Source organism: Pseudarthrobacter sp. HLT1-7 (assembly GCF_059383435.1).
The window spans coordinates 91,970-113,073 of the sequence record NZ_JBWZCH010000002.1 but is presented as its reverse complement, the minus strand read 5'-3'; the positions used below and the strand labels follow the sequence as shown (position 1 = coordinate 113,073).

Here is a 21,104-nt window from a genome sequence, read left to right as displayed (position 1 = left end):
GTGTCCAAAAGGCGCAGGCCGATGCCCGGCCGGGGCCCTGCAGGAAGCCCCTGGGCCACGGATGTGACCAAAGGAACTCACACAAGATCGGGCCGGCTCAGGAGCCGGCCCGATCTCAGGGTGATTCAGTGCCTAGCAGCGGTGGTTACCATTTATTGCGGGGCTTGAAGCCGCCTTCGGTGCGGGGCTTGCGGGCCGCGTCGGTACCAACGCCGCGCTCGGCACGGTCGCTGAACGAGCGTCCGCCGCGGTCGGCGGAGGACCGCTCGCCGTCGGGCTTGCGGAACTCGCGCTTGAAGCCACCGTTGCCCTTGAAGTTGCCGCCGCCGCCCGAGTATCCACCACGGTCGCTGCCGCCGGAGAACCCGCCGCGGTCGCCGCCGCGGCTGCCGCCCTGGTAGCCGCCCCGGTCGCTTGCGGGCGAACGGCCGTTGTCCAGCTCGAGGTGGATCAGCTCGCCGCCGATCCGGGTGCGGGACAGAGCCTTCAGCTGGTCGGCGCTCAGGTCCGCAGGGAGCTCCACGAGGGAGTGGTCCGCACGGATGTCGATGCCGCCGATCTGGGCCGAGGAAATTCCGCCTTCGTTGGCAATGGCGCCAACGATGGAACCCGGCATAACGCGCTGACGGCGTCCGACGGCGATCCGGTAGGTGGCGTTGCCCTCGGTCAGCGAGCGGGTGGGCCCGCGTGAGCCGAAGCCGTCCTTGGCCCGCTCGCGCTTCTGGAATTCCGGAGCCGCAGGCAGTTCCTTGACCAGGAGCGGCTGACCGCCCTGGGCCATGACGGCCAGTGCAGCAGCGATCTCCGAGGCCGGGACGTTATGCTCTTCCTCGTAGGAGGAGATGAGGTCGCGGAACGCCGCTACATCCTCGGACGCAAGTGTCTCGGTGATCTTTTCGGCGAACTTGCCCAGGCGCAGCGTATTGACCGATTCCGCGGTGGGCAGGTGCATCTGCTCCACCGGCTGGCGGGTCGCCTTCTCAATGGAGCGCAGCAGGTACTTCTCCCGCGGCGTCATGAACAGGATCGCGTCACCGGACCGGCCTGCACGGCCGGTGCGGCCGATGCGGTGGACGTAGGACTCGGTGTCGTGCGGAATGTCGTAGTTGACCACGTGGCTGACGCGCTCAACGTCAAGGCCGCGGGCCGCGACGTCGGTAGCGACCAGGATGTCGATCTTTCCGTCGCGCAGCGCCTCGACCGTGCGCTCGCGCTGCTGCTGCGGGATGTCGCCGTTGATGGCGGCAGCCTGGAAGCCGCGGGAGCGCAGCTTGTCGGCCAGATCCTCGGTGGCCATCTTGGTCCGCACGAAAGCGATGACGCCCTCGAACTCTTCGACCTCGAGGATGCGGGTCAGTGCGTCGAGCTTGTGCGGGCCCATGACCTGCAGGTAGCGCTGGCGGGTGTTGGCGCCGGTGGTGGTTTTGGACTTGACCTGCACCTCGGCCGGGTTGTTCAGGTACTGCTTGGACAGCCGGCGGATCTGGCTCGGCATGGTGGCGGAGAACAGTGCAACCTGGCGGCCCTCGGGGGTCTGCTGGAAGATCTGCTCTACGTCTTCGGCGAAGCCCATGCGCAGCATCTCGTCAGCCTCATCCAGCACCAGGTACTGGAGTTCGGACAGGTCAAGGGAACCCTTGGCGATGTGGTCGATCACTCGCCCGGGGGTACCGACAACAACCTGGGCGCCGCGGCGGAGTCCGGCGAGCTGCGGGCCGTAGGCCGAGCCGCCGTACACCGGGAGGACGGTGAAGTCGTCGATGTGCTTGGCGTAGGACGTGAAGGCCTCGGCGACCTGAAGCGCGAGCTCGCGGGTCGGTGCGAGCACCAGGGCCTGGGTCTTGCGGGACGGGCCGTTGAGGTCGTGGAGCTCGGCCAGGCGGGACAGCGCCGGTACTGCGAATGCTGCAGTCTTACCGGTACCGGTCTGGGCCAGGCCCACGACGTCGCGGCCTTCGAGCAGCAGCGGAATGGTTGCTGCCTGGATCGGGGACGGCTTCTCGTAGCCGACATCCTGCAGGGCGGCAAGAACACGGGCGTCGATGCCGAGGTCAACGAACTTGACACCGTCATCTTCGGGCTCTTGGTCCTTGGCCGGCGCAGCCTGCGTCGCGGAGTCAGCCTCCTTGACCGGCGCAGCCTGCGTCGCGGTGTCAACTTGCTTGGCGGACTCAGCCTGTTTGGCGGACTCAGCGGACGTGGTTTCGGCCTGCGCGGAGGCTTCGGCAACAGCCGGAGCCTCAACGTTGGCAGGAGCCTCGGTGAATTCCGGGGCGGAGCCGGCTGCGGGTGCAGCCGTTTCAGAAGTCTCGACGTCGACGTGGCTGTTCTCGGTAGCGAGTTCGGTATCGGCGGAGTTGTTCTGATTTTCGGGCATAGGTGAAATTTCCTCATCCATAGGGGCCAAGCGGCACAACCCGAGGTGAGCGGAGCCGCAGTACGCGTGACCGGAAGTGCCGGGCATACTTTGACCGGCCGGTCACATAGAAGTCCGGCGCTTTCGCAATCCCGTGGCAGGACTTCCCGCTGCATCTCTTGGCTGCTATCCCAGCAGTCTGTACAGCGTTTTCTTTAGCCGGCTCTCCCTATGAAAATGCCCGCATCACAATTTGCGGGCCCCAACACTTGCCAGTCCTGCCTCAAGAATTGGGCAGGAATAAGGGATTTCCGGAGTGGGGGATACTCCAAGTGTAGGGCATTGATGCGCGCAAGGTAACCCAAACAGCTTACGACGGCGGTGAGCTTGCGCACACGGGCCGTCCCGCCCTGTTCCGCGCGGGACATGCCCATTCTTCGCACCCGGTACTGGGCATATTGACACTATGTCCGCCCGCTGGCCCCGGCGCGGGGCATGTCCCTGAGCCCGAACGCATCACCGCGCCCGGGCACCGACGAACTACAGCAGATGCCCGCTAGACCCCGAGCCGGCGCTGCAGCTTCTCAAAATATTCCTGGTACTCGGGCTGGAGGCGGATCTCGCCGTCGGCGTCGGCGTCCCGCAGCGCCTCCATGTCCTCGACCGTGGGATCGCTGAACCATTTACCGATGGTGACCCCGTGGGTGGGGACAAAGATCCGATGGATATGGTCCCCGGTCTGGATGGAGCCCGTCCGGATCACCCGGAGGTAGGCGCCCACCCGGCCGGCTTCGCCGAACCGCTTCACCCAGTGCGGCACACCCATCCGCCGCTGGAACGTGGCGCAGGGTATGCGGGGCGAGGTCACCTCGACCTCAACATCCAGCCCGATCTTCCAGCGCTCCCCGATGATTGCCTCGCTGGCGTCTATGCCCGCGACCCGGAGGTTCTCACCGAAGACGCCCGGCGGAAGCTCGCGGTGCAGTTCCGCGGCCCAGTAGTCGGCGTCGTCCTGGGAGTAGGCGTAGAGGGCCTGGTCTTCGCCGCCGTGGTGGATCCTGCTGGCCTGGATGTCGCCGTGCAGGCCCAGCCTGTGCACCCGCACAGGTCCGTCGACAGGACGCTTGTCGATGGCCGTGACGCCCACAGAGCCCGGGTCTTTCAGCAACTGGTGTACGCGGCAGACGGCAAGCACAGATGCGGTGTCCATGGCTCCAGTGTAGGCCTGCGTCCCCCGGGGCCGGGCGCTGCGGCCGGTACGCGGAGAGCCGCCCCGCTATTCGCTGGCAGGCGAAACGGATGGCGGTTAGGCTGGCACCGGCACTACGGCCGCAAGCCAGGGGAATGCAGGGGACAGCATGGACAAGCAGGAGAATCCGGAGGAACCGAAGCCGGACCATGCAGGAACGGATGAAGCGCCGCCGGCGTGGGGAACTGCCCGGGAGGACTTCACTTCAAGGCCCCGGAGCATTGAAGGTCAACAGCCGCCCTGGCAGGTGCCCCGGCCGGCCCTTCGGCCCGAGCTGCTGGGCCAGCCGGATATGTCCGTGCCCCCGGGCGCCCCGGCTCCGGCCGGTCCTGCCCAGCCGATCCCCCTCGTTGGCCCATCCAGCCGTGAACATGCGCGGCAACAGGCGTCAGCTCCCGACCGGAAGAAACGCTTGCAGCGGCGCACGGTGGTGGTCGCGCTTGGCGTGACGGCGCTGCTGGCCGGCACCATCACCGCGATGGTGGCCAGCAACGAGGAAGACGCCGACTACGCTCAGGTGTGCTTCGACGATGGCACCGGCGAGCGCGTTGATGACTCCCAGTGCAACAACAGCAGCACCGAGGGACGCGGTTCCGGCGTCTACGCCTGGTACTTCTACTCCCGCGGCGCGAACGTACCGGGGCTGGGACAGAACCGGGCCAGCTACCCCAGCTACACCAGGACCGTCCCGGCAGGAGCGAAGGCCTCGACGGGGTATAGCCCCAAGGGCGGCACCGTGAGCCGGGGTGGCTTCGGATCCAGCTCCAAGGGCGGAAGCACGGGAGGCTAGGCATGAAACGACTTAATTCGGAGCCCAGGCCGGACTGGAAGCAGCGGATAGAAGAGCAGGGCCTGGTCTTCTCCACCACTGTCCGGCCGGACGGCAGCACCGTCGAGTACTGGCACGAAGGCGCCTACTACGAGTTCACCATGGACGAGGTGGAGGCACTCGAAGAGACCGCGGAGGAAATGCACCTGATGTCCCTGGAAGCGGCAAAGTTCCTCGCGAGCGGCGCCATGGGCACGATCGGAATCGGGCAGCAGGCACTGGAGCTCGCCGCTGAGTCGCTGCAGGCCGGTGACACGGATGTCTACGGACGCTTCGACTTTATCTACGACGGCCAGGGCGGCCCGGCCAAGATGCTGGAGTACAACGCGGACACCCCCACGGGGCTCATCGAGGCCTCGGTGGCGCAGTGGTTCTGGCTGCAGGATGTCTTCCCCGGAAAGGACCAGTGGAACGGCATCCACGAAGCCCTGATCCGGCAGTGGAAGAAACTGCAGTACAGGACCGGCATGAGCACCCTCCATATTGCCCATTCCGAAGCGGAGCAATCCGGCGAGGACTGGATGACGGCTGCGTACATGCGGGACGTCGCAGGCCAGGGCGGCTGGACAACCATCGGAATCAACATGTCCGACGTCGGCTGGGACCCGAACCTCAACCGCTTCGTGGACCTGGACAACTTCATCATCAGCACCATGTTCAAGCTTTATCCCTGGGAGCTGATGATGAAAGAGCCGTTCGGCCACCGCCTGCTCCAGCGTGCCCACAACCCGCGCTGGGTGGAGCCCGCCTGGAAAATGCTCCTCTCCAACAAGGCACTGCTCGCAGCCCTGTGGCACCTCTACCCGGACCACCCCAACCTGCTGCCGGCCTATCTGGACGGCCCCGGCCCTCTCACCGAGTGGGTGGCCAAGCCGCTGCACGGCCGCGAAGGGGACAACATTAAGATCCACGCCACCGGCATCAACCTCGAACAGCCCGGCGGCTACGGCCGCGAAGGCTGGTGCTACCAGCAGTTCCACGCCCTGCCGGATTTCGATGGCAACCATCCGGTCCTGGGGCTCTGGGTGGTCGACGGCGAATCCGTCGGCTGCGGCATCCGCGAATCCGATGGCCCGATCACCGACTACTTCTGCCGCTTTGTGCCGAACACCATTGATTCCCGGGCCCCGCTCCCCCCTCCCTCGACCGTCCACTCCAGCAAGGCAGGCATCACACTATGAGCACCAGGACGACGACGGCCGGCGGCCCCGGCGGCCCCGGCGGGCAGCCTGCCATCCCTGCCAAAGGGCTACGCGCCGGAGTACTGGATCTCGGCGACTCGGTGATGCTGGGCCTTGCGTCCACCGCCCCGGTCTACTCGCTCGCCGCCACCCTGGGCCTGATCGTGGCCGTGAACGGAAACTACACGCCCCTGATCCTGCTCTTGGGCTTCGTGCCGGTGCTTTTCATCGCCTATGCTTTCCGCGAGCTGAACAGCGCCATGCCGGACTGCGGGACCACCTTCATCTGGGCCCGCCGTGCCTTCGGCCCCTGGGCCGGCTGGCTGGGCGGCTGGGGGGTGGCGTTGGCCGGCGTCGTGGTGCTGGCCAACCTTGCCCAGGTCGCCGGGCAGTACCTGTGGCTGCTGGTCGGGGACGGCTCGCTGGCCGGGAACAGAGTCGTGGTAACTGCTACGGGGGTGCTGTTCATAGCTTTTATGACCGTGGTGAACTACCGGGGCATCCGCCTCGGTGAGCATGTCCAGCGGGTCCTGACCTACGTGCAATACGTCTCGCTGGGTATCTTCGCCGTCGCGATTGTCGTCCAGATTGTCGGCGGGACACCTGCCGGGGCCATCAACGGCCAGGCTTTCGACTTTGAGTGGTTCAATCCGGTGGGCGCCTTCGCCGATCCGGGCGCCGTCGTCCATGGCGTGCTGCTGGCGCTCTTCATCTACTGGGGCTGGGACACCTGCCTCGCCGTGAACGAAGAGACAGAGAACCCGGCCACCACACCAGGCCGGGGCGCCGTCATCTCCGCGTTTGTGCTGGTGGCGATCTACGTTTCCGTGGCCCTCCTGGTGATGATGTACGCCACCGTCGGCACGGAAGGGATCGGCCTGGGCAACGACGCCAACAAGGGCGACATCTTCCTGGCCATGAAGGACGTAGTTCTCGGGCCCTGGGGCTGGCTGATCGTCGTCGCGGTCCTGGCCTCGGTGCTGTCCTCCACGCAGACCACCATCCTCCCCACGGCCCGCGGCACCCTGTCGATGGGCGTGCACGGGGCGCTGCCCGCGAAGTTCGGCGCGGTCCACCCGCGCCACCAGACCCCCGGGTTCTCCACCCAGGTGATGGGCGCCGCCGCCATCGGCTACTACGTGCTGATGAGCCTCGTCAGTGAGAACCTGCTCTCCGACTCCATCAGCTCCATCAGCCTGTTCATCGCCTTCTACTATGCAATGACCGGGTTCGCCTGCGTCTGGTACTTCCGCGGGACCCTGCGCAGTTCGCCCCGCAACCTCTGGTTCCGCGGGATCCTGCCGTTCCTGGGCGCACTGGCACTGACGGCTGCCTTCTGCATCTCCGCGGTGCAGATGTGGGATCCGGCCTATGGCGACACAACCATCCTGGGCGTCGGCGGGACCTTCGTCAGCGGCGTCGTGCTGCTTGCGTTCGGCGCAGTGCTGGCCGCAGTGTGTCGCCTCGCCCCCTCCACCCGGGGCTACTTCGTCGAGCGAAAGCCTGCAGGCGCCGCGGTGTAGCACGCCGAACTGGGCGGACCCGCCATGCCTCTGGAGGGCTACGGCAGACCCGGCTCAGGCCGAGAAGCCGCCGTCCGCTTTGACCAGCTGGCCGGACACCCAGCGGCCTGCCGGGGAGAGCAGAAACGCCACGGTCCCAGCCACGTCCGAGGGTGTGCCGAGCCGGCCGCCGGGCTGGCGCCGGGCCAGGTCTTCGCGCAACTGCCGGTCCATCCAGCCCGTGTCCACCGGGCCGGGGTTGAGCGCGTTGGCGCTGATCCCCAGCGGGCCCAGCTCCCGGGCCGCCGCAAAAACGATCCGGTCAAGCGCGCCCTTAGACGCACCATAGGGCACGTTGAAGGCGGTGTGGTCGCTCGTGAGGGCCACAATCGCGCCGCCCTCCGCCGGTGCCTGCCGGGCGAAGGCCGCGATCAGCTGCCAGCTGGCGCGGGTGTTGACGGCGAAGTGCCGTTCGAAGCTTTCCAGCGACGTGTCCAGGATGCCGGAGTCCACGGATTCGGTGTGGCTGAGCACGAGGGCCTGCAGGGTCCCGGCCTTCTCCGCGGCCGCGGCCATCAACCGGTCCACGGCCGTAGGGTTCTCGAAATCTGCCGGCAGAGCCACGACGGCGGCACCGGTGGCCTGGAGTTCCAAGGTGAGGCGTCCGACGTCGTCCGGCCGGACGCCCCAGGGCATCCGGGCGTCGTAGTCCTGCCAGTACGTCAGCACGAGGTCCCAGCCGTCGGCCGCGAGCCGCCGCGCGATCCCGGCGCCTATTCCCGCCTGCCGGCCCACGCCGGTTACGAGTGCCGTCTTGCGCTGGGCCGGGGGCTGGGCCGGAGGCACCGGGGGCCGGGAAGAAGGAAGGCTCAAGCTGACCAGCCCACCGGGGGTGTGCCCGCGGCAGGCGCCTGGACGCCGGCCGGTTCAGCACCAGGGCGCACCCAGCGCCCGCGGAGGTCAGCCGCCGCCAACGGAAGAGCCCGGCGCAGGACCACCAGCCAGCACACCATGATGGCCAAGGCGCAGAAGACCCCGGCACTCGACGCCATGATCCAAAGCCCGGGAGACTGGATGTCAAGGTTCTCCGCGCCCAGGGCCTCGCCGATAGTCTTCGGCGAGAAGAGGAACACCAGCGTGGAGACACCCAGCACCCCGCCCATGAGCCAGCGGGTTCCGCGGGAGCGATGCGGGGTTTCGCGCAAAGTCCAGGCGAACGCCGGAAGGACGGCCGCCATCCAGACCCAGTGATGGGACCACGATACCGGGCTGATCAGCAGCATGGTGAGGGCCGTCGTCGAGATGGCCACGACGCGGGAGCCCTGGAGACTGGCCGTCCTGATGATCACGGCTGCCGTCCCCACCACCAGCAGGCTCAGCAGCAGCCACGGAACCGTGACCGAAGTTTCCGGAACGCCGAAGTGCAGCAGCGCACCCTTGAGGGACAAGTTGTCGACGTAGCCGGCGCCGCCTATCCGGGAGGTGTCGGGCAGGATTTCGAGCCAGAACTGCAGGGATTCGGCCGGACGCAGCAGCCAGCCGATCAGCACGGTGGAGGCAAAGCCCATGCCCATGTTCAGCAGGCCGCGCCAGTCCTTGCGCACCAGGAAATAGAGTCCGAACACCAGCGGCGTCAGCTTAATACCGGCCGCGACGCCCACCAGGAACCCGCTGCCGGGGATTCCCTTGCTCCAGCGCGGATTCCGCACCAGGAGGTCCGCCGCCATCAGGCCCATAAGCAGGATGTTGATCTGGCCAAAAGCCAGGGTTTCGCGCCACGGTCCCAGGTTAAGGACGGCCAGGGCCAGGATGACGGCGGCCCAGCGGCTGGCCGGGGAGCGGAAGGTACTGCGCCAGTCTGTCTTTGCGTTCCAGTGGCGGACCGTGCGGCCCGCCACCCAGACTGCGACGACGACGCCTGCGCTGTTGAACAGTGTGAGCGCGGTGTGCTGGGGCAGCCTTGCGAAGAGGCCGAAGATCGTCGCGGCGAAGGGCGGGTAGGTGAATGGCAGGCCGGGCCCGCCGGCCCAGGCGACGGACGGCCCGTAGAGGTCCGACGGCGCCGCCCCGGCGTCATTGAGGATCTTGCCGCCGTACCAATAGACGCTGAAATCGAGACCCTGCGCGGCCCAGCCCGCGAGCCAGGTCCAGACCAGGAACGCCGCGGCCCCCACCGCAAGGGCTGTGGAAAGCCGCAGCAGCCCGTATCCGGCGATCCGCCGTCTGACCGCGGGGACTAAGGACCGCCCGGGCCGGGCATCGTCCCCGGGCTCCGTAGTCGCGGCGGGTTTGTCTACGGCGTCGAGCAGTGGCATGTGTATCCCCCAATATTGACTGCTGATTCGAGGATGGCCGTCTGGTCCGGGTCCAGCGGGGCCAACGCGTCCGCCGGGGCCCATCGGCACCAGGTGCCCCAGGGCTCCGGGCGCCATCCTCGAAGCCCATCCTACAGAAGCACCAGGCCGGAACCGGTTCCTTCGTGCCTGAATCGTTGCGGCGGTAGCCCCGGATGACGGCGGCGGTAGCCGGGAAGACCCGGCCGGGCCCGCGGCGTTACGAAAGGGAAAGCGGTGGCGCTACGCTCCCGGGCGCAGTCCTACACGGGACGGCCGGTAGGCAAGGGCCCAGTAAACCAGCATGGCGATGCCGCACACCACGCCCAGGCTTGCCACGATGAGCTGCCACTGCGTCTGCGGGTCCTTGCCCCACTCGTCCGCCCCGGCCATGACCGCGAGGTACTTGGGCGTCAGGTAGAACGAGGCCGCGCTGAACGCCACGATCACCCAGCCGGTCAGCCGCATTTTCCCGTCCCGGGACGATACCCGGCGAATTGCGAAGCCCAGCGATGGCAGGGCCACGGCCATCCACACCCAGTGGTGGGACCAGGACACGGGACTGATCAGCAGCATCAGCAGGGCGGTCGCGGACACGGCGACGAAGTTCTCGCCGGCGTCCACCGCCCACTTGATCACGAGCGCCGCCACAGCAATGAGGACCAGGGAGATCACCAGCCACAGCACGGACGTCAGGCCGGAGTCGGGCATGCCCAGGTGCAGCAGGAGGCCCTTAACGGAGAGGTTGTCCATATAGGCCGGGCCGCCGATCCGCCCGGTGTCCGGCAGTATCCTGGTCCAGAATGTCAGCGAGGCCGTGGGCAGCAGGGCCCACGCAAGGGCGATGGAGCCGCAGAAGCCTGCGGCCATCCAGCCGAGGGCCTTAAAGTCGCGGCGGACCAGGAAATACAGTCCGAAGGCGAGCGGGGTGAGCTTGATGCCGGCCGCGATCCCGATCAGGAGCCCCGCGGGCCAGCGGAGCCGCCCCGCCCGCACCTTCGTGTGGAGCGCGAAGTCGGCCAGGATCAGGCCCATCAGGATGATGTTGATCTGGCCGAAGTCAAAGGTATCCCGCCAGGGTCCCAGCAGCAGGATCGCGGCGGTTCCGGTGAGGGCCGCGGAGCGGAAGCGCCAGTCCGCGAAGGCGTTCCGCCAGGTGCCCAGCCGGAAGTAGTGCCGCGCCAGCCAGGCGGACACGATCGCAGCGCCCAGCAGCGCCGTCGTAATAAACACCAGGCCGGCGGCGCCCTGCCCCAGGGTTGCGAGCGCGGCGAACAGCAACGCGGCGAACGGCGGGTAGGTGAAGGGGAGGCCGTCGCGCGGCGCGTACAGTTCGTTGACGCCGGTCTCGCCGGTCGCAAGCACCCGGCTGCCGCCGTAGAAGTAGACCTCGAAGTCGTTCAGCAGCGGGATGTAAGCGGTGTACAGCACCACCAGGGCGGCGACGACGGCGAGCGCGCCGGCCGCCGTCGCAAGCCAGCCGCGGGCGGTGGAGGTCATGGCCCTGGTGGTTGTTGTCACGGGTGCTTAGCTGCCTGACTCGCCGGTGGCAGATTCAATCTGCGAGAACGCGTGCTCGAGGTCAGCGATGAGGTCCTCGACGTCCTCGATGCCGCAGGAGAGCCGGATCAGGTTGACCGGTACGGCCAGTTCGGTGCCCTTGACCGAGGCGTGCGTCATTTCCGAGGGGTAGTTCATCAGGGATTCGATCCCGCCGAGGGACTCCGCGAGGGTAAACACGGAGGTCGATTCGGCCACCTTTCGTGCCGCCGCCTCGCCGCCCTTGAACTGTACCGAGATCATCCCGCCGAACTTCTTCATCTGCTTTTTGGCCAGCTCGTGGCCCGGGTGCGAGGGCAGCCCCGGATACAGCACGGCTTCGACCTCGGGGCGCTGCAGCAGCCACTCGGCCACGGCCTGGGCGTTGTCGCTGTGCCGGTCCATCCGGACACCCAGGGTCTTGAGTCCGCGGGTGGTCAGGAACGCGTCCATCGGCCCGGACACCGCGCCGACAGCGAACTGGACGAAGCCGATCTTCTCGGCCAGCCCTGCATCGTTGACGATGATCGCTCCGCCGACGACGTCGGAGTGCCCGCCGATGTACTTGGTCGTCGAGTGCACCACGACGTCGGCGCCGAGGGCCAGCGGGTTCTGCAGGTACGGCGAGGCGAAGGTGTTGTCCACCACCAGGAGGGCGCCGGCGTCGTGCGCCAGCTTGGCGAGGGCCTCGATGTCGGTAATTTTCATCATCGGGTTCGACGGCGTCTCCACCCACACGAGCCGGGTCTTGCCGGCGCCTGATCCGGCCGCGCCGCCGGCCGCGCCCCCGCCCGCGCCGCCGGTCGCGACGGCCGCCGCGACGGCGTCAAGATTGGACATGTCCACCGGGGTATTGCCGATGCCCCACTCCCCCAGGACCCGGCTGATCAGCCGGTAGGTGCCGCCGTACGCGTCGTTGCCGAGCACGATGTGGTCGCCCGGACGGGTCAGGGCCCGGATCATCGAGTCCTCGGCGGCGAGCCCGGAGCTGAAGGAGAACGCGGCGGAGCCGCCCTCCAGCGCCGCAAGCTGTTCCTGCAGCGAGTCACGGGTGGGGTTGGTGCCGCGGCCGTATTCGTAGCCGGCGCGCAGCACTCCGATCGCTTCCTGGGCGTAGGTGGTAGAGAAGTGCACGGGCGGCACCACGGCGCCGGTGCGCGGCTCGAAGGCCTGGCCGGCATGCACGGCACGGGTGTTGAAGCCGGAAGTTCTCGAGGAAGGGCTTTCTGGCAAAGACATGTGCGGTCCTTTCGTCCGGCGGCCGGAACATGCCGCGGCGGCATGCCCTGTGGCCGGGTCAGTTGCTGAGGTAGGCGAGCAGATCGTGGCGGGTCAGGATCCCCACCGGGGCGCCGACGAACGTCACCATCAGGGTGTCGGTGTCGGAGAGGAGTTCGCGGGCCGTCGAGATCGATTCGAGCGAGCCGATCACGGGCAGCCGGGCCTCCATGTGCTCGGAAATCTTGTCCGTGAGTTGCGCCTCGCCGCGGAAGAGCTTGGCGGTCAGGGTGCGTTCGTCGACGGCGCCCAGCACCTCGCCCATCACCACGGGGGGCTCCTGGGACAGCACGGGGATATGCGAGACGCCGTACTCGTTCATGATGGTGATGACGTCGCGGACGCTCTCGTTGGGATGGATATGCACGAGGTCCGGCAGTTCGCCGGTCTTGGCCTTGAGCACCTCGCCCACGGAGGCGTCGTCACCGCTGGCAAGGAAGCCGTACGAGCGCATCCACTGGTCGTTGAAGATCTTCGCCAGGTAGCCGCGGCCGGAGTCCGGCAGGATGACCACGACGACGGCGTCTTCCGGGAGGTCTTTGGCGACCTGCAGTGCGGCCACGACGGCCATGCCGGAGGAGCCGCCCACCAGCAGACCCTCTTCGCGGGCAAGCCGGCGGGTCATCTCGAAGGAGTCGGCGTCGCTGACGGCGATGACGGAGTCCGGGACGGACTTGTCGTAGTTGGCGGGCCACATGTCCTCGCCGACGCCTTCGACGAAATACGGCCGCCCGGTGCCGCCTGAGTAGACCGAGCCTGCCGGGTCGACGCCGATGATCCTGACCACGCCGCCGTCGGCCGCTGGACGCCCCGCGGAAACCTCCTTGAGGTACCGTCCGGTGCCGGTGATGGTGCCGCCGGTGCCTGCGCTGATCACGCAGTGCGTGATGCGGCCGTCGGTGTCGCGCCAGATCTCCGGGCCGGTGGATTCGTAGTGGCTGGCCGGGGCGGCGGGGTTGGAGAACTGGTCCGGCTTGTACGCACCGGGGATCTCCGCGACCAGCCGGTCGGAGACGCCGTAATAGCTCTGCGGGCTGTCCGGGGCGACGGCGGTGGGGGTCACCACCACCTCGGCGCCGTAGGCCCGGAGCACGGACCGTTTGTCCTCGCCGACCTTGTCCGGCACCACGAAGATACAGCGGTAGCCCTTCTGCTGGGCCACGAGGGCCAGCCCGACGCCGGTGTTGCCGGAGGTGGGTTCAACGATGGTGCCGCCGGGCAGGAGTCTGCCGCTGCGTTCGGCCTCCTCGATCATCTTCACCGCGATGCGGTCCTTGATGGAACCGCCGGGGTTCAGGTATTCGAGCTTCACCAGGACCGTGGCCCCGGTGCCGTCGGTGACGTGGTTAAGTTTGACGAGCGGCGTATTGCCGATGAGGTCCAGAACGGACTGGGCGTACTTCATACGTACAAAGTTACCGTCTCCGCCCGCCGGGGGCCGCCGCGGCGCCGGAACCGGGGGCGCTCAAGCTCCGATGTCGTTCCTGTCCGCCAGCCCGTCCGCCGGGCCGTCCGCCGCCGCCGCGTTCTGCCAAAGGCCGAGAATGTTGCCTTCCGGGTCCCGGAAGTAGGCCGCGAAGCCCATGTCCATCACGGCCTTCTTGGCCTGGACAGTGCTCCCGCCGAGGATTCCGATTTTCTCCAGTGCCTCGTCGATGTCCGGCACATCCACTACGATGACGGGTGATCTCAGCTCGCCTTCCCTGACGAACATTCCGCCGTTGATCGAGCCTGCCTCTGCCGGCATGCCGGTCTCGTCGGTGGGTGTGGTCATCATCATGGCGTAATTTATCTCCGGCATGGGACTGACTTCCCAGCCGAACGCTTCGCTGTAGAACTTCCCCGCACGGGTTTCGTCGTCGGCGGGGATCTCGAAATGTACTACTCCTGGGGCCACTGCGCTCACCTGATGTTCCAAAAGATCGGCCTGCAAGGCAGGGCGCGGGCGGTCCGCGCCACAGCCGGAGTCTACTCCCGGCGACGCGGCAGTTTAAGGGCCCTGCAGTTTAAGGGCCCTGCGGCCCATGCTGGTGCCTGCCGATACGGGCCCCGTCAGGCCTTCGTGGAATCATGGTCTGATGACTATTGCAGACGTCCCCGCCGGCTTGGCCGCGGCGGCTGACTCTTCGCTGCGATGGCACCCGGGCGGTCCCTTCGATTTGCCCCGGACGGTCGGCACACTCCTGCGGGGGCACGGTGATCCGTCCATCCGCACCGGGCCGGACGGCCTCTGGCTGGCGTTCACGACGCCGTCGGGTCCGGCCACACTCCGGCTGACCACTGCCGGTCCGCACGCAGGCCCTGCCGTGGACGTGCAGGCCTGGGGCCCGGGCTCCGCCGACGCCGTCGATTCCGTGCCGCGGCTGCTGGGCTGCGACGATGACTGGTCCGGCTTTGACGCACCCGCGTTCCACGCCACGCTCCCCCGGATGGTCGTTGCGGCCCGGCGCCGGAACCCCGCTGTGCGGCTGCCCGCCACCGGCCGCATGATCGACTCGCTGGTGCCCGCCATCCTGGAGCAGAAGGTCACCGTGATCGAGGCCCGGCGCGGCTACCGCTACCTGATGCACCGCTTCGGAAAGCCCGCCCCCGGCTCCGGCACCATCGCCCCCGCCAACCTGCTGGTCCAGCCCACTCACGAGCAGTGGCTGCGCATCCCGTCCTGGGAATGGCACCAGGCCGGCGTGGGGCCCCAGCGCTCCGCGACCGTCATGCGCGCGCTGCGCTCCGCCGTCGCGCTGGAACGGCTCGCCTCGCTCCCGGCCGCGGAGGCCTCCGCGAAGCTGCAGACCCTTCCCGGCATCGGTGCCTGGACCGCGGCCGAGGTGGTGCAGCGCACGCACGGCTGCCCGGACTCGGTCTCGGTGGGCGACTACCATCTGGCGGCGTATGTGGGTGCGGCGCTGACAGGCCGCCGGACCGACGATGCCGGGATGCTGCGCCTGCTCGCCCCGTGGGCCGGGCACCGGCAGCGCGTGGTCCGGATGATCGGCCTCAGCGGATTCCGCAAACCGACCTTCGGCCCCCGCATGACCATCCAGGACCACCGCGCCCACTAGCACCTCCCGCCCACCTAAAGCAACGCGGGGTCACCTACGGCCCATCCGGAGCCACTTTATGGGCGCTAAGTGACCCCGCGTTGGATTAGTGGGTTCAGGCGCGACCGGGCCGCGCCCTCTTGATCCGGGCGATGACGCCTTCGAAGCCGTCGGTCAGGTCATCGGCGTTGGCTTTGAAATAAGCCCAACCTGCCCTGCGGAAAGTCTCGTCCCGGCGGATATCCCGGGACTGCTGTTGCAGCGTGAGGTGGTGGGCGCCGTCGTACTGGACAGCGATCCGGTACCTCCGGTAGCCCACGTCCGCAGCCGGCGAGCGCCTGTCGTCCGGATCGAGCCGCATTTGCAGCTCCGGTTCGGGCAGGCGTGCCTCCAGCAGCGCCAGCCGCAGGAATGTCTCGGGGAAGGAGTCGGCACCCACCCGCATCTCGTCCAGAGCAAGCCTGGCCTTCTCCACACCCTTCATGTTGGGATGCTGGCGGATGAGCAGCCGCAGCCCCTCCTTGTAGGCGTAGGGCTCGGATCTTTGCTCAAGGCCCGGCCGGGGAATGCGGATGATCTGGTCGCCCAGGGCGATGAGGTAATTGAGCGGCAGCACTGCGGCCAGGTCCAGCCAGGTCCGGGGCGGCGCGGTCACCGGGACGCCGTCGACGTCGGTCAGCTCGCCGGGGAAGCACCGCACGCGGTGGCCGGTGACCCCGGCCCGGCGGACCCTGGGCAGTTCATGCGGCTTGCTGAGGTGGATGCTGTAACAGTCACCCAGCCACGGCGGGAGACCCAGCCGGGTCAGGACGGCGGCGGTGTCGTGGGATACCCAGGCGCCGGGTGTGGCGGAGGTCAGGACGCGGGCACGTTCGGCGATCTCCAGGCGCCGGCCGGCGGGCAGATAGATGAGGCGGCCGCCGTCGGACAGGTCAAGAGCCCGCAGACGCTTGGGCGGGACCCCCAGCGCGCGGGACTCGTAAACGGTGAACGGCGACTGGACGAGGCTTTCGGGGAGAGGCTCAATGCGGACCATGCGCACCATTGTGACCGCAGATCAGCCGCGGCGCAGAAGTTATCCACAGGTCGGCCGGAATCACCGCAGCGCGGGGTCACTTAGCGCCCATGCGGGACCCTTTTATGGGCGCTAAGTGACCCCGCGTTGCAGTTCGAAGCCGGAGCTAGAGGCGCAGCCGGGCCACCGCTTCCTGGCGCATGTCCACCTTGCGGATCTTGCCGGAGACGGTCATCGGGAAGCTTTCGCGGACGTCCACGTAGCGCGGGATCTTGTAATGCGCCAGCCGTCCGCGGCAGAATTCGGCCAGGCTCGCGGCGTCGAGCGGCCCTGCGCCCGGTTTGAGGATGACACAGGCCATCAGTTCCTCGCCGTATCTGGCGTCCGGCACCCCGATCACCTGCACGTCCTGGATGTCCGGGTGGGTGTACAGGAATTCCTCGATCTCGCGCGGGTAGACATTCTCGCCGCCCCGGATCACCATGTCCTTCATCCGGCCTTCGATCAGGATATAGCCGTCCTCGTCCATCCGGGCCAGGTCCCCGGTGTGCATCCAGCCCTCGGCGTCGATCGCCTCCGCGGTCTTGTCCGGCTGGTTCCAATAACCCTTCATCACGGAGTAGCCGCGGGTGCACAGTTCGCCGATCTCGCCGCGCTGCATCACGGCGCCGGTCATCGGGTCCACGATCCGGCTCTCCAGCCGCGGCATGGTCCGGCCGACGCTTTCGGTCCGCTGGGCCATGGTGTCGGCGCTGCGGGTCATGGTGGAGACCGGTGAGGTCTCCGTCATGCCGTAGCAGATCGCCACATCGCTCATGTTCATCTCCGAAATGACGCGGCTCATCACCTCGATGGGGCACAGCGATCCGGCCATCACGCCGGTCCGCAGGCTGGACAGATCATAGGAGGCAAAGTCCGGCAGGGCCAGCTCCGCGATGAACATGGTGGGCACACCGTAGAGCGAGGTTCCGCCAAAGTCCTGCACAGCTTCCAGGGCCGCCGCGGAGGTGAAGCCGCGTCCCGGAATGATGGTGGCGGCTCCGTGGCTCAGCGCGGCCAGATTGCCGATCACCATGCCAAAGCAGTGGTAAAAAGGCACCGGCAGCACCACCCGGTCATGCTCGGTGTACTCCAGCAGCTCGCCGATGGAGTAGCCGTTGTTCAGGATGTTGTGGTGCGAGAGGGTGGCGCCCTTGGGGAAGCCGGTAGTGCCGGAGGTGTACTGCAAGTTGATCGCGTCGTGCGGGTCCAGTTCGGCCATGCGCGCCTTGAGGCTGGAATGCGCGACGTCGTCAGCCCGCTTGAGCAGCTCCGCAAAGGTCCGCTCCGCTTCTGCTTCGGGGACGCCGGCGGTGAGCCCTGGCAGGCCGGCGTCAGGCAGGAACACGAGTTCGCGCAATTCGGGGCATTCCACCAGCGCCTGCCGGGCCATGCCGGTGTAGTCGCTGTTCTTATCCGACGGCGCCGCGACCAGCATCCGCATGCCGTTCTGCTTGACCACGAATTCCAGCTCATGGCTGCGGTAGGCGGGGTTGACGTTGACCAGGATCGCCCCGACCTTCGCCGTCGCGTACTGCAGGATGGTCCACTCCGCGCAGTTGGGACTCCAGATACCGATCCGCTCCCCCGCGGCGACGCCGAGGGCCAGCAGCGCGCGGGCAACGCGGTCGACGTCGTCGTTCAGCTTGGTGTAGCTCCACCGCCGGGCCTCTTCGCCGGGCACCGCCGCGGCCTCGATCAGGGCGTCCTGGTAGGGGAACCTGGCCACGATCCGTTCGAAGTTGTCGCCGATGGTTTCCTCGAGCAGCGGGACGTCAGTGTCCCCGGCTGTGTATGCAAGCATGATGTGACGCTACCAACACTCGGGCGGCAAAAGAAGACTAAAGCTTGGAAGTCCTACGAAATCTTCGGATCGGATGCCGGGTCCCGGGTAGGGTGAAAACCATGAGTGCACCCATTGATCTTCAGGCCACCTTTATCCCCAACGAGGGCGAATTCTTCCGTGTGAAGCTCGCCCTGGACATCGCGATCGACGAGGTGGTGACCGAACCCGGCTGCCTCCGGTACGAACTCACCGAGACCAGTGAGGACAGGCTTGTCCTGACCGAGCAGTGGGCCTCCCAGGCGGACCTCGACAAGCATTCCAAGGGCACGGCCGTCCAGGATCTCAACGAGTCCCTCAGCGCCCTGCTGGCCGAGCCGGTCAGGCTGGAAAAGCTCTAGCCGCGCGGCTCGGGACAAAACAACGCGGGGTCACTTCGCGCCCATGTTCTCCTGCTGGATGGGCGCGAAGTGACCCCGCGTTGCGTTAAGCGCCGTTCGTTGGGCGTCGTTGAGTTAGAACGGACGGGTGAGAGGCGGCTAGGCGTCGGGGATCTGGGTGCCGTCCTGTGTGGCCGCCGCCGCGGCGGCTTCGGCCTGGGAACGGGCAACGTGGGCGTGGACTTCTTCCATGTCGAGGGCCTTGACCGCGTCGATAACCTGCTCCAGCTGCTGGGCATTCAGCGCGCCCGGCTGGGAGAACACCAGCACCTTCTCGCGGAATGCCATCAGCGTCGGGATGGACGTGATGCCGGCCTCGGCGGCGAGCTGCTGCTCGGCCTCGGTGTCCACCTTGGAGAAAACGACATCCTGGTGCTTCTCGGAAACGGCGGCATAGGTGGGTCCAAACTGTTTGCACGGGCCGCACCATTCGGCCCAGAAATCGACGAGGACAATGTCATTGTTCTCGACGGTAGATGCGAACTGTTCACCTGTAATGTCTACGGTAGCCATGGGTCAACGGTACGCGAGGGGCCTTGGCTTGTCCCCTGGATTTCGCTGTTGGCACACCTCTGTTATGCCGGGCCGGCGGCGCGGCAACGGTCTCGGTGGCGCGGGCGGCCCGGTCCGGGCCGTAAGGCTCTAGCCCTGGCCGGCGTCGGAGCCTAGCATCGGGGCCATGCACCCAGACCCGGGCAAAACGTGAGCAGGGCCATCGTCGTCGAGTCCCTGACCAAGGAGTTCGGCCGCCGCGAAGTGCTCCACGCCGTCAGCTTCGGGATCGAGAAGGGCTCCGTCTTTGGCGTGATCGGCCCCAACGGCGCAGGCAAGACTACGGTGATGCGGTGCCTGCTGGACATTATCCGGCCCAGCACCGGCCGATTCACGGTGCTGGGCGAGAATCCGCGCACGGCCGGGCCCGGGCTCCGCCGCCGGATCGGCTACCTGCCCGGCGAGCTCTTCCTGGCGGGCCGGATCACCGGACGCAAACTACTCTCCCACTATGAAGCCATCAGCGGCCCCGTGAAACCCGGCAGGATCGACGACCTTGCCGAGCGCCTGGGCCTGGACCTGGACCGCCATACCCACAAACTATCCAAGGGCAACAAGCAGAAACTTGGGCTGATCCAGGCCTTTATGCACGATCCCGAACTGCTGGTGCTGGATGAACCGACCAGCGGCCTGGATCCCCTCGTGCAGCAGGAATTCCTCACCATGGTCCGCGAGGCGCAGGGCAACGGGCAGACGGTCTTCCTCAGCTCCCATGTGCTCAGCGAAATCCAGCAGGCCGCCGACGAGGTCGCGATTCTCCGCGACGGCCGAATCATTACCGTCGCCACCGTGGACAGCCTGCGGGAGGGTGCGGTGCGGCACGTGCGGTTCACCGCCACCGGGATTTCGGCGGCCGACGCCGGTGCGCTGCTGGCACGGGTGCCGGGGATCGGCCACCTCGAGGTGCTGCCCGCGGGCGACGGCGTCGAATTGTCTGCCACCCTCGGCGGTGCCATCCAGCCGCTGCTCCGGGTCCTGGCCTCGCTGACGCTCACCGACCTGGTGCTGGCGGAACCGGACCTGGAGGAATCGGTGCTCGGGCTCTACGGCACGATCAACGGCGACGGCCCGAAAGACGGACGGAGCCGCCGCCGGCAAGGACACGGCGCATGAAAAAGCCGCTGCCGCTGTTCACGAGGGCGTTTGTGGATCCCTGGCGCTCCACACTGGGCTGGGCCATCGGGCTCACGGCCGCCCTCTTCCTGTACCTCCCGCTCTACCCCTCGATCGGCGGTGGTGCCCAGATGCAGGGCATTATCGACGCGATGCCGCAGGAATTGACGAAGGCCCTCAACTACGAGCAGATCGCCACCGGCCCCGGTTACACGCAGGCTACCTTTTACGGGCTCATCGGTTTCCTGCTGATGACCATCGCTGCTGTCGCCTGGGGTGCAGCGGCCGTCGGCGGGGATGAGGAATCAGGTCAGCTGGAACTCACCCTGGCGCACGGCGTGACGAGGGTACAGGTGGTGCTGGAGCGGGCCCTGGCCATTGTCCTGCGCGTGGTGCTGCTCGCCGCACTCGTTTTTGTCCTGATTCTGCTGCTCAACGACTCCTCCCGGCTGAGTATCCGCGCCGACAACCTCTTCGGGGCCTCGGTGATCTTCGCCGGCCTGGCACTGCTCAGTGCAAGCTCAGCCCTCTTTGCCGGCGCACTGACCGGACGGAAAACCTACGGGCTTGCCGCCGGGGCTGGCGTCGCCGTGCTCGGTTACGCGTTCAACGCGGTGGGCCGGCAGAGCAAGGACGTAAAGTGGCTGCTGGACCTCTCGCCCTACAGCTGGGCTTACGGCAACAACCCGGTGGCCAATGGGGCGGACTGGGCGGCCGCCGGCTGGCTGTGGGGAATTTCGGTGCTGCTCGTGGCGCTCAGTGCCGTCGCGCTGGACAGGCGCGACGTCGGCAGCTGAAGCGGGAGCCCGACGTCGGCAGCTGAAGCGGGAGCCCGACGTCGGCCCGTGACTTAACCC

At 67.4% G+C, this 21,104-nt stretch carries 18 protein-coding genes; 7 read left to right on the top strand and 11 right to left on the bottom strand.

Annotated features, from left to right (window positions below; translation table 11 throughout):
• Positions 1-145 precede the first annotated feature (145 nt).
• Together AC50X6_RS02650 and AC50X6_RS02645 are read right to left on the bottom strand one after the other, a co-directional pair.
• A complete protein-coding gene (locus AC50X6_RS02650; protein ID WP_494964773.1) occupies positions 146-2,377 on the bottom strand; it encodes a DEAD/DEAH box helicase in 2,232 nt (743 codons plus the stop codon).
• A 535-nt stretch (positions 2,378-2,912) separates the two neighbouring features.
• Positions 2,913-3,566, bottom strand: a complete 654-nt coding sequence (locus tag AC50X6_RS02645; protein ID WP_494964772.1) for an MOSC domain-containing protein — start codon at positions 3,564-3,566, stop codon at positions 2,913-2,915.
• Positions 3,567-3,714: 148 nt separating this feature from the next.
• On the opposite strand from AC50X6_RS02645, the gene AC50X6_RS02640 reads away from it, so the two are divergent.
• Genes AC50X6_RS02640 through AC50X6_RS02630 form a run of 3 tightly spaced genes read left to right on the top strand, consistent with a single transcriptional unit; the run spans position 3,715 to position 7,138 of the window.
• Entirely contained in the window at positions 3,715-4,395 is a 681-nt protein-coding gene (locus AC50X6_RS02640; RefSeq protein ID WP_494964771.1) for a Tat pathway signal protein, read from the top strand.
• A 2-nt stretch (positions 4,396-4,397) separates the two neighbouring features.
• Entirely contained in the window at positions 4,398-5,615 is a 1,218-nt protein-coding gene (locus AC50X6_RS02635) for a glutathionylspermidine synthase family protein (protein WP_494964770.1), read from the top strand.
• Positions 5,612-7,138 (top strand): APC family permease, encoded by a 1,527-nt coding sequence (locus AC50X6_RS02630; RefSeq protein ID WP_494964769.1) that lies wholly within the window; start codon positions 5,612-5,614, stop codon positions 7,136-7,138. Before AC50X6_RS02635 ends, AC50X6_RS02630 begins: the two co-directional genes overlap by 4 nt.
• A gap of 54 nt (positions 7,139-7,192) precedes the next feature.
• Here AC50X6_RS02630 and AC50X6_RS02625 read toward each other — a convergent pair whose 3' ends face one another.
• From AC50X6_RS02625 to AC50X6_RS02600, 6 genes are all read right to left on the bottom strand, one after another.
• The gene (locus tag AC50X6_RS02625; RefSeq protein WP_494964768.1) at positions 7,193-7,990 is read right to left on the bottom strand and encodes an SDR family oxidoreductase; all 798 of its coding nucleotides are present in this window, start codon (positions 7,988-7,990) and stop codon (positions 7,193-7,195) included.
• Positions 7,987-9,432, bottom strand: coding sequence for a glycosyltransferase 87 family protein (locus tag AC50X6_RS02620; RefSeq protein ID WP_494964767.1), 1,446 nt, complete (start codon positions 9,430-9,432; stop codon positions 7,987-7,989). Before AC50X6_RS02620 ends, AC50X6_RS02625 begins: the two co-directional genes overlap by 4 nt.
• A 261-nt stretch (positions 9,433-9,693) precedes the next feature.
• Positions 9,694-10,971, bottom strand: a complete 1,278-nt coding sequence (locus AC50X6_RS02615) for a glycosyltransferase 87 family protein (RefSeq protein WP_494964766.1) — start codon at positions 10,969-10,971, stop codon at positions 9,694-9,696.
• A 6-nt stretch (positions 10,972-10,977) separates the two neighbouring features.
• On the bottom strand, positions 10,978-12,228 hold the full coding sequence (locus AC50X6_RS02610; RefSeq protein ID WP_494964765.1) for a cystathionine gamma-synthase: 1,251 nt from the start codon (positions 12,226-12,228) through the stop codon (positions 10,978-10,980).
• Between the two features lie 58 nt (positions 12,229-12,286).
• On the bottom strand, positions 12,287-13,672 hold the full coding sequence (locus AC50X6_RS02605) for a cystathionine beta-synthase (RefSeq protein WP_494964764.1): 1,386 nt from the start codon (positions 13,670-13,672) through the stop codon (positions 12,287-12,289).
• A gap of 60 nt (positions 13,673-13,732) precedes the next feature.
• Complete coding sequence (locus AC50X6_RS02600) at positions 13,733-14,173, bottom strand: VOC family protein (RefSeq protein WP_494964763.1); 441 nt, start codon at positions 14,171-14,173, stop codon at positions 13,733-13,735.
• Between the two features lie 172 nt (positions 14,174-14,345).
• Here AC50X6_RS02600 and AC50X6_RS02595 point away from each other — a divergent pair, with 172 nt between their 5' ends.
• Positions 14,346-15,326 (top strand): DNA-3-methyladenine glycosylase family protein, encoded by a 981-nt coding sequence (locus tag AC50X6_RS02595; protein WP_494964762.1) that lies wholly within the window; start codon positions 14,346-14,348, stop codon positions 15,324-15,326.
• Positions 15,327-15,420: 94 nt separating this feature from the next.
• Here the strand turns inward: AC50X6_RS02595 and AC50X6_RS02590 are convergent, their stop codons facing one another.
• Together AC50X6_RS02590 and AC50X6_RS02585 are read right to left on the bottom strand one after the other, a co-directional pair.
• Positions 15,421-16,341: a putative endonuclease domain-containing protein gene (locus tag AC50X6_RS02590; RefSeq protein ID WP_494964761.1), complete on the bottom strand. Its 921-nt coding sequence runs from the start codon at positions 16,339-16,341 to the stop codon at positions 15,421-15,423.
• A 145-nt stretch (positions 16,342-16,486) separates the two neighbouring features.
• Positions 16,487-18,163 carry an AMP-binding protein gene (locus AC50X6_RS02585; RefSeq protein ID WP_494964760.1) on the bottom strand — a complete coding sequence of 559 codons (1,677 nt, stop codon included), beginning with the start codon at positions 18,161-18,163 and terminating at the stop codon, positions 16,487-16,489.
• A gap of 101 nt (positions 18,164-18,264) precedes the next feature.
• On the opposite strand from AC50X6_RS02585, the gene AC50X6_RS02580 reads away from it, so the two are divergent.
• Complete coding sequence (locus AC50X6_RS02580) at positions 18,265-18,543, top strand: putative quinol monooxygenase (protein WP_494964759.1); 279 nt, start codon at positions 18,265-18,267, stop codon at positions 18,541-18,543.
• A gap of 138 nt (positions 18,544-18,681) precedes the next feature.
• On the opposite strand, the gene trxA is transcribed toward AC50X6_RS02580, so the two are convergent.
• Entirely contained in the window at positions 18,682-19,095 is a 414-nt protein-coding gene (gene trxA / locus AC50X6_RS02575; protein ID WP_494964758.1) for a thioredoxin, read from the bottom strand.
• A gap of 189 nt (positions 19,096-19,284) precedes the next feature.
• Here trxA and AC50X6_RS02570 point away from each other — a divergent pair, with 189 nt between their 5' ends.
• Positions 19,285-20,247 carry an ABC transporter ATP-binding protein gene (locus AC50X6_RS02570; protein WP_494964757.1) on the top strand — a complete coding sequence of 321 codons (963 nt, stop codon included), beginning with the start codon at positions 19,285-19,287 and terminating at the stop codon, positions 20,245-20,247.
• Entirely contained in the window at positions 20,244-21,044 is an 801-nt protein-coding gene (locus AC50X6_RS02565) for an ABC transporter permease subunit (RefSeq protein ID WP_494964756.1), read from the top strand. The genes AC50X6_RS02570 and AC50X6_RS02565 overlap by 4 nt, the downstream gene beginning before the upstream one ends.
• Positions 21,045-21,104 lie beyond the last annotated feature (60 nt).

Excerpts from the sequence above, each read along its gene's own strand:
- AC50X6_RS02640 (WP_494964771.1), top strand. The coding sequence starts at position 3,715 with ATGGACAAGCAGGAGAATCCGGAGGAACCGAAGCCGGACCATGCAGGA.
- AC50X6_RS02610 (WP_494964765.1), bottom strand. The coding sequence starts at position 12,228 with ATGTCTTTGCCAGAAAGCCCTTCCTCGAGAACTTCCGGCTTCAACACC.
- AC50X6_RS02630 (WP_494964769.1), top strand. The coding sequence starts at position 5,612 with ATGAGCACCAGGACGACGACGGCCGGCGGCCCCGGCGGCCCCGGCGGG.
- AC50X6_RS02645 (WP_494964772.1), bottom strand. The coding sequence starts at position 3,566 with ATGGACACCGCATCTGTGCTTGCCGTCTGCCGCGTACACCAGTTGCTG.
- AC50X6_RS02565 (WP_494964756.1), top strand. The coding sequence starts at position 20,244 with ATGAAAAAGCCGCTGCCGCTGTTCACGAGGGCGTTTGTGGATCCCTGG.
- AC50X6_RS02590 (WP_494964761.1), bottom strand. The coding sequence starts at position 16,341 with ATGGTCCGCATTGAGCCTCTCCCCGAAAGCCTCGTCCAGTCGCCGTTC.
- AC50X6_RS02650 (WP_494964773.1), bottom strand. The coding sequence starts at position 2,377 with ATGCCCGAAAATCAGAACAACTCCGCCGATACCGAACTCGCTACCGAG.
- AC50X6_RS02580 (WP_494964759.1), top strand. The coding sequence starts at position 18,265 with ATGAGTGCACCCATTGATCTTCAGGCCACCTTTATCCCCAACGAGGGC.
- AC50X6_RS02620 (WP_494964767.1), bottom strand. The coding sequence starts at position 9,432 with ATGCCACTGCTCGACGCCGTAGACAAACCCGCCGCGACTACGGAGCCC.
- AC50X6_RS02605 (WP_494964764.1), bottom strand. The coding sequence starts at position 13,672 with ATGAAGTACGCCCAGTCCGTTCTGGACCTCATCGGCAATACGCCGCTC.
- AC50X6_RS02635 (WP_494964770.1), top strand. The coding sequence starts at position 4,398 with ATGAAACGACTTAATTCGGAGCCCAGGCCGGACTGGAAGCAGCGGATA.
- trxA (WP_494964758.1), bottom strand. The coding sequence starts at position 19,095 with ATGGCTACCGTAGACATTACAGGTGAACAGTTCGCATCTACCGTCGAG.
- AC50X6_RS02585 (WP_494964760.1), bottom strand. The coding sequence starts at position 18,163 with ATGCTTGCATACACAGCCGGGGACACTGACGTCCCGCTGCTCGAGGAA.
- AC50X6_RS02595 (WP_494964762.1), top strand. The coding sequence starts at position 14,346 with ATGACTATTGCAGACGTCCCCGCCGGCTTGGCCGCGGCGGCTGACTCT.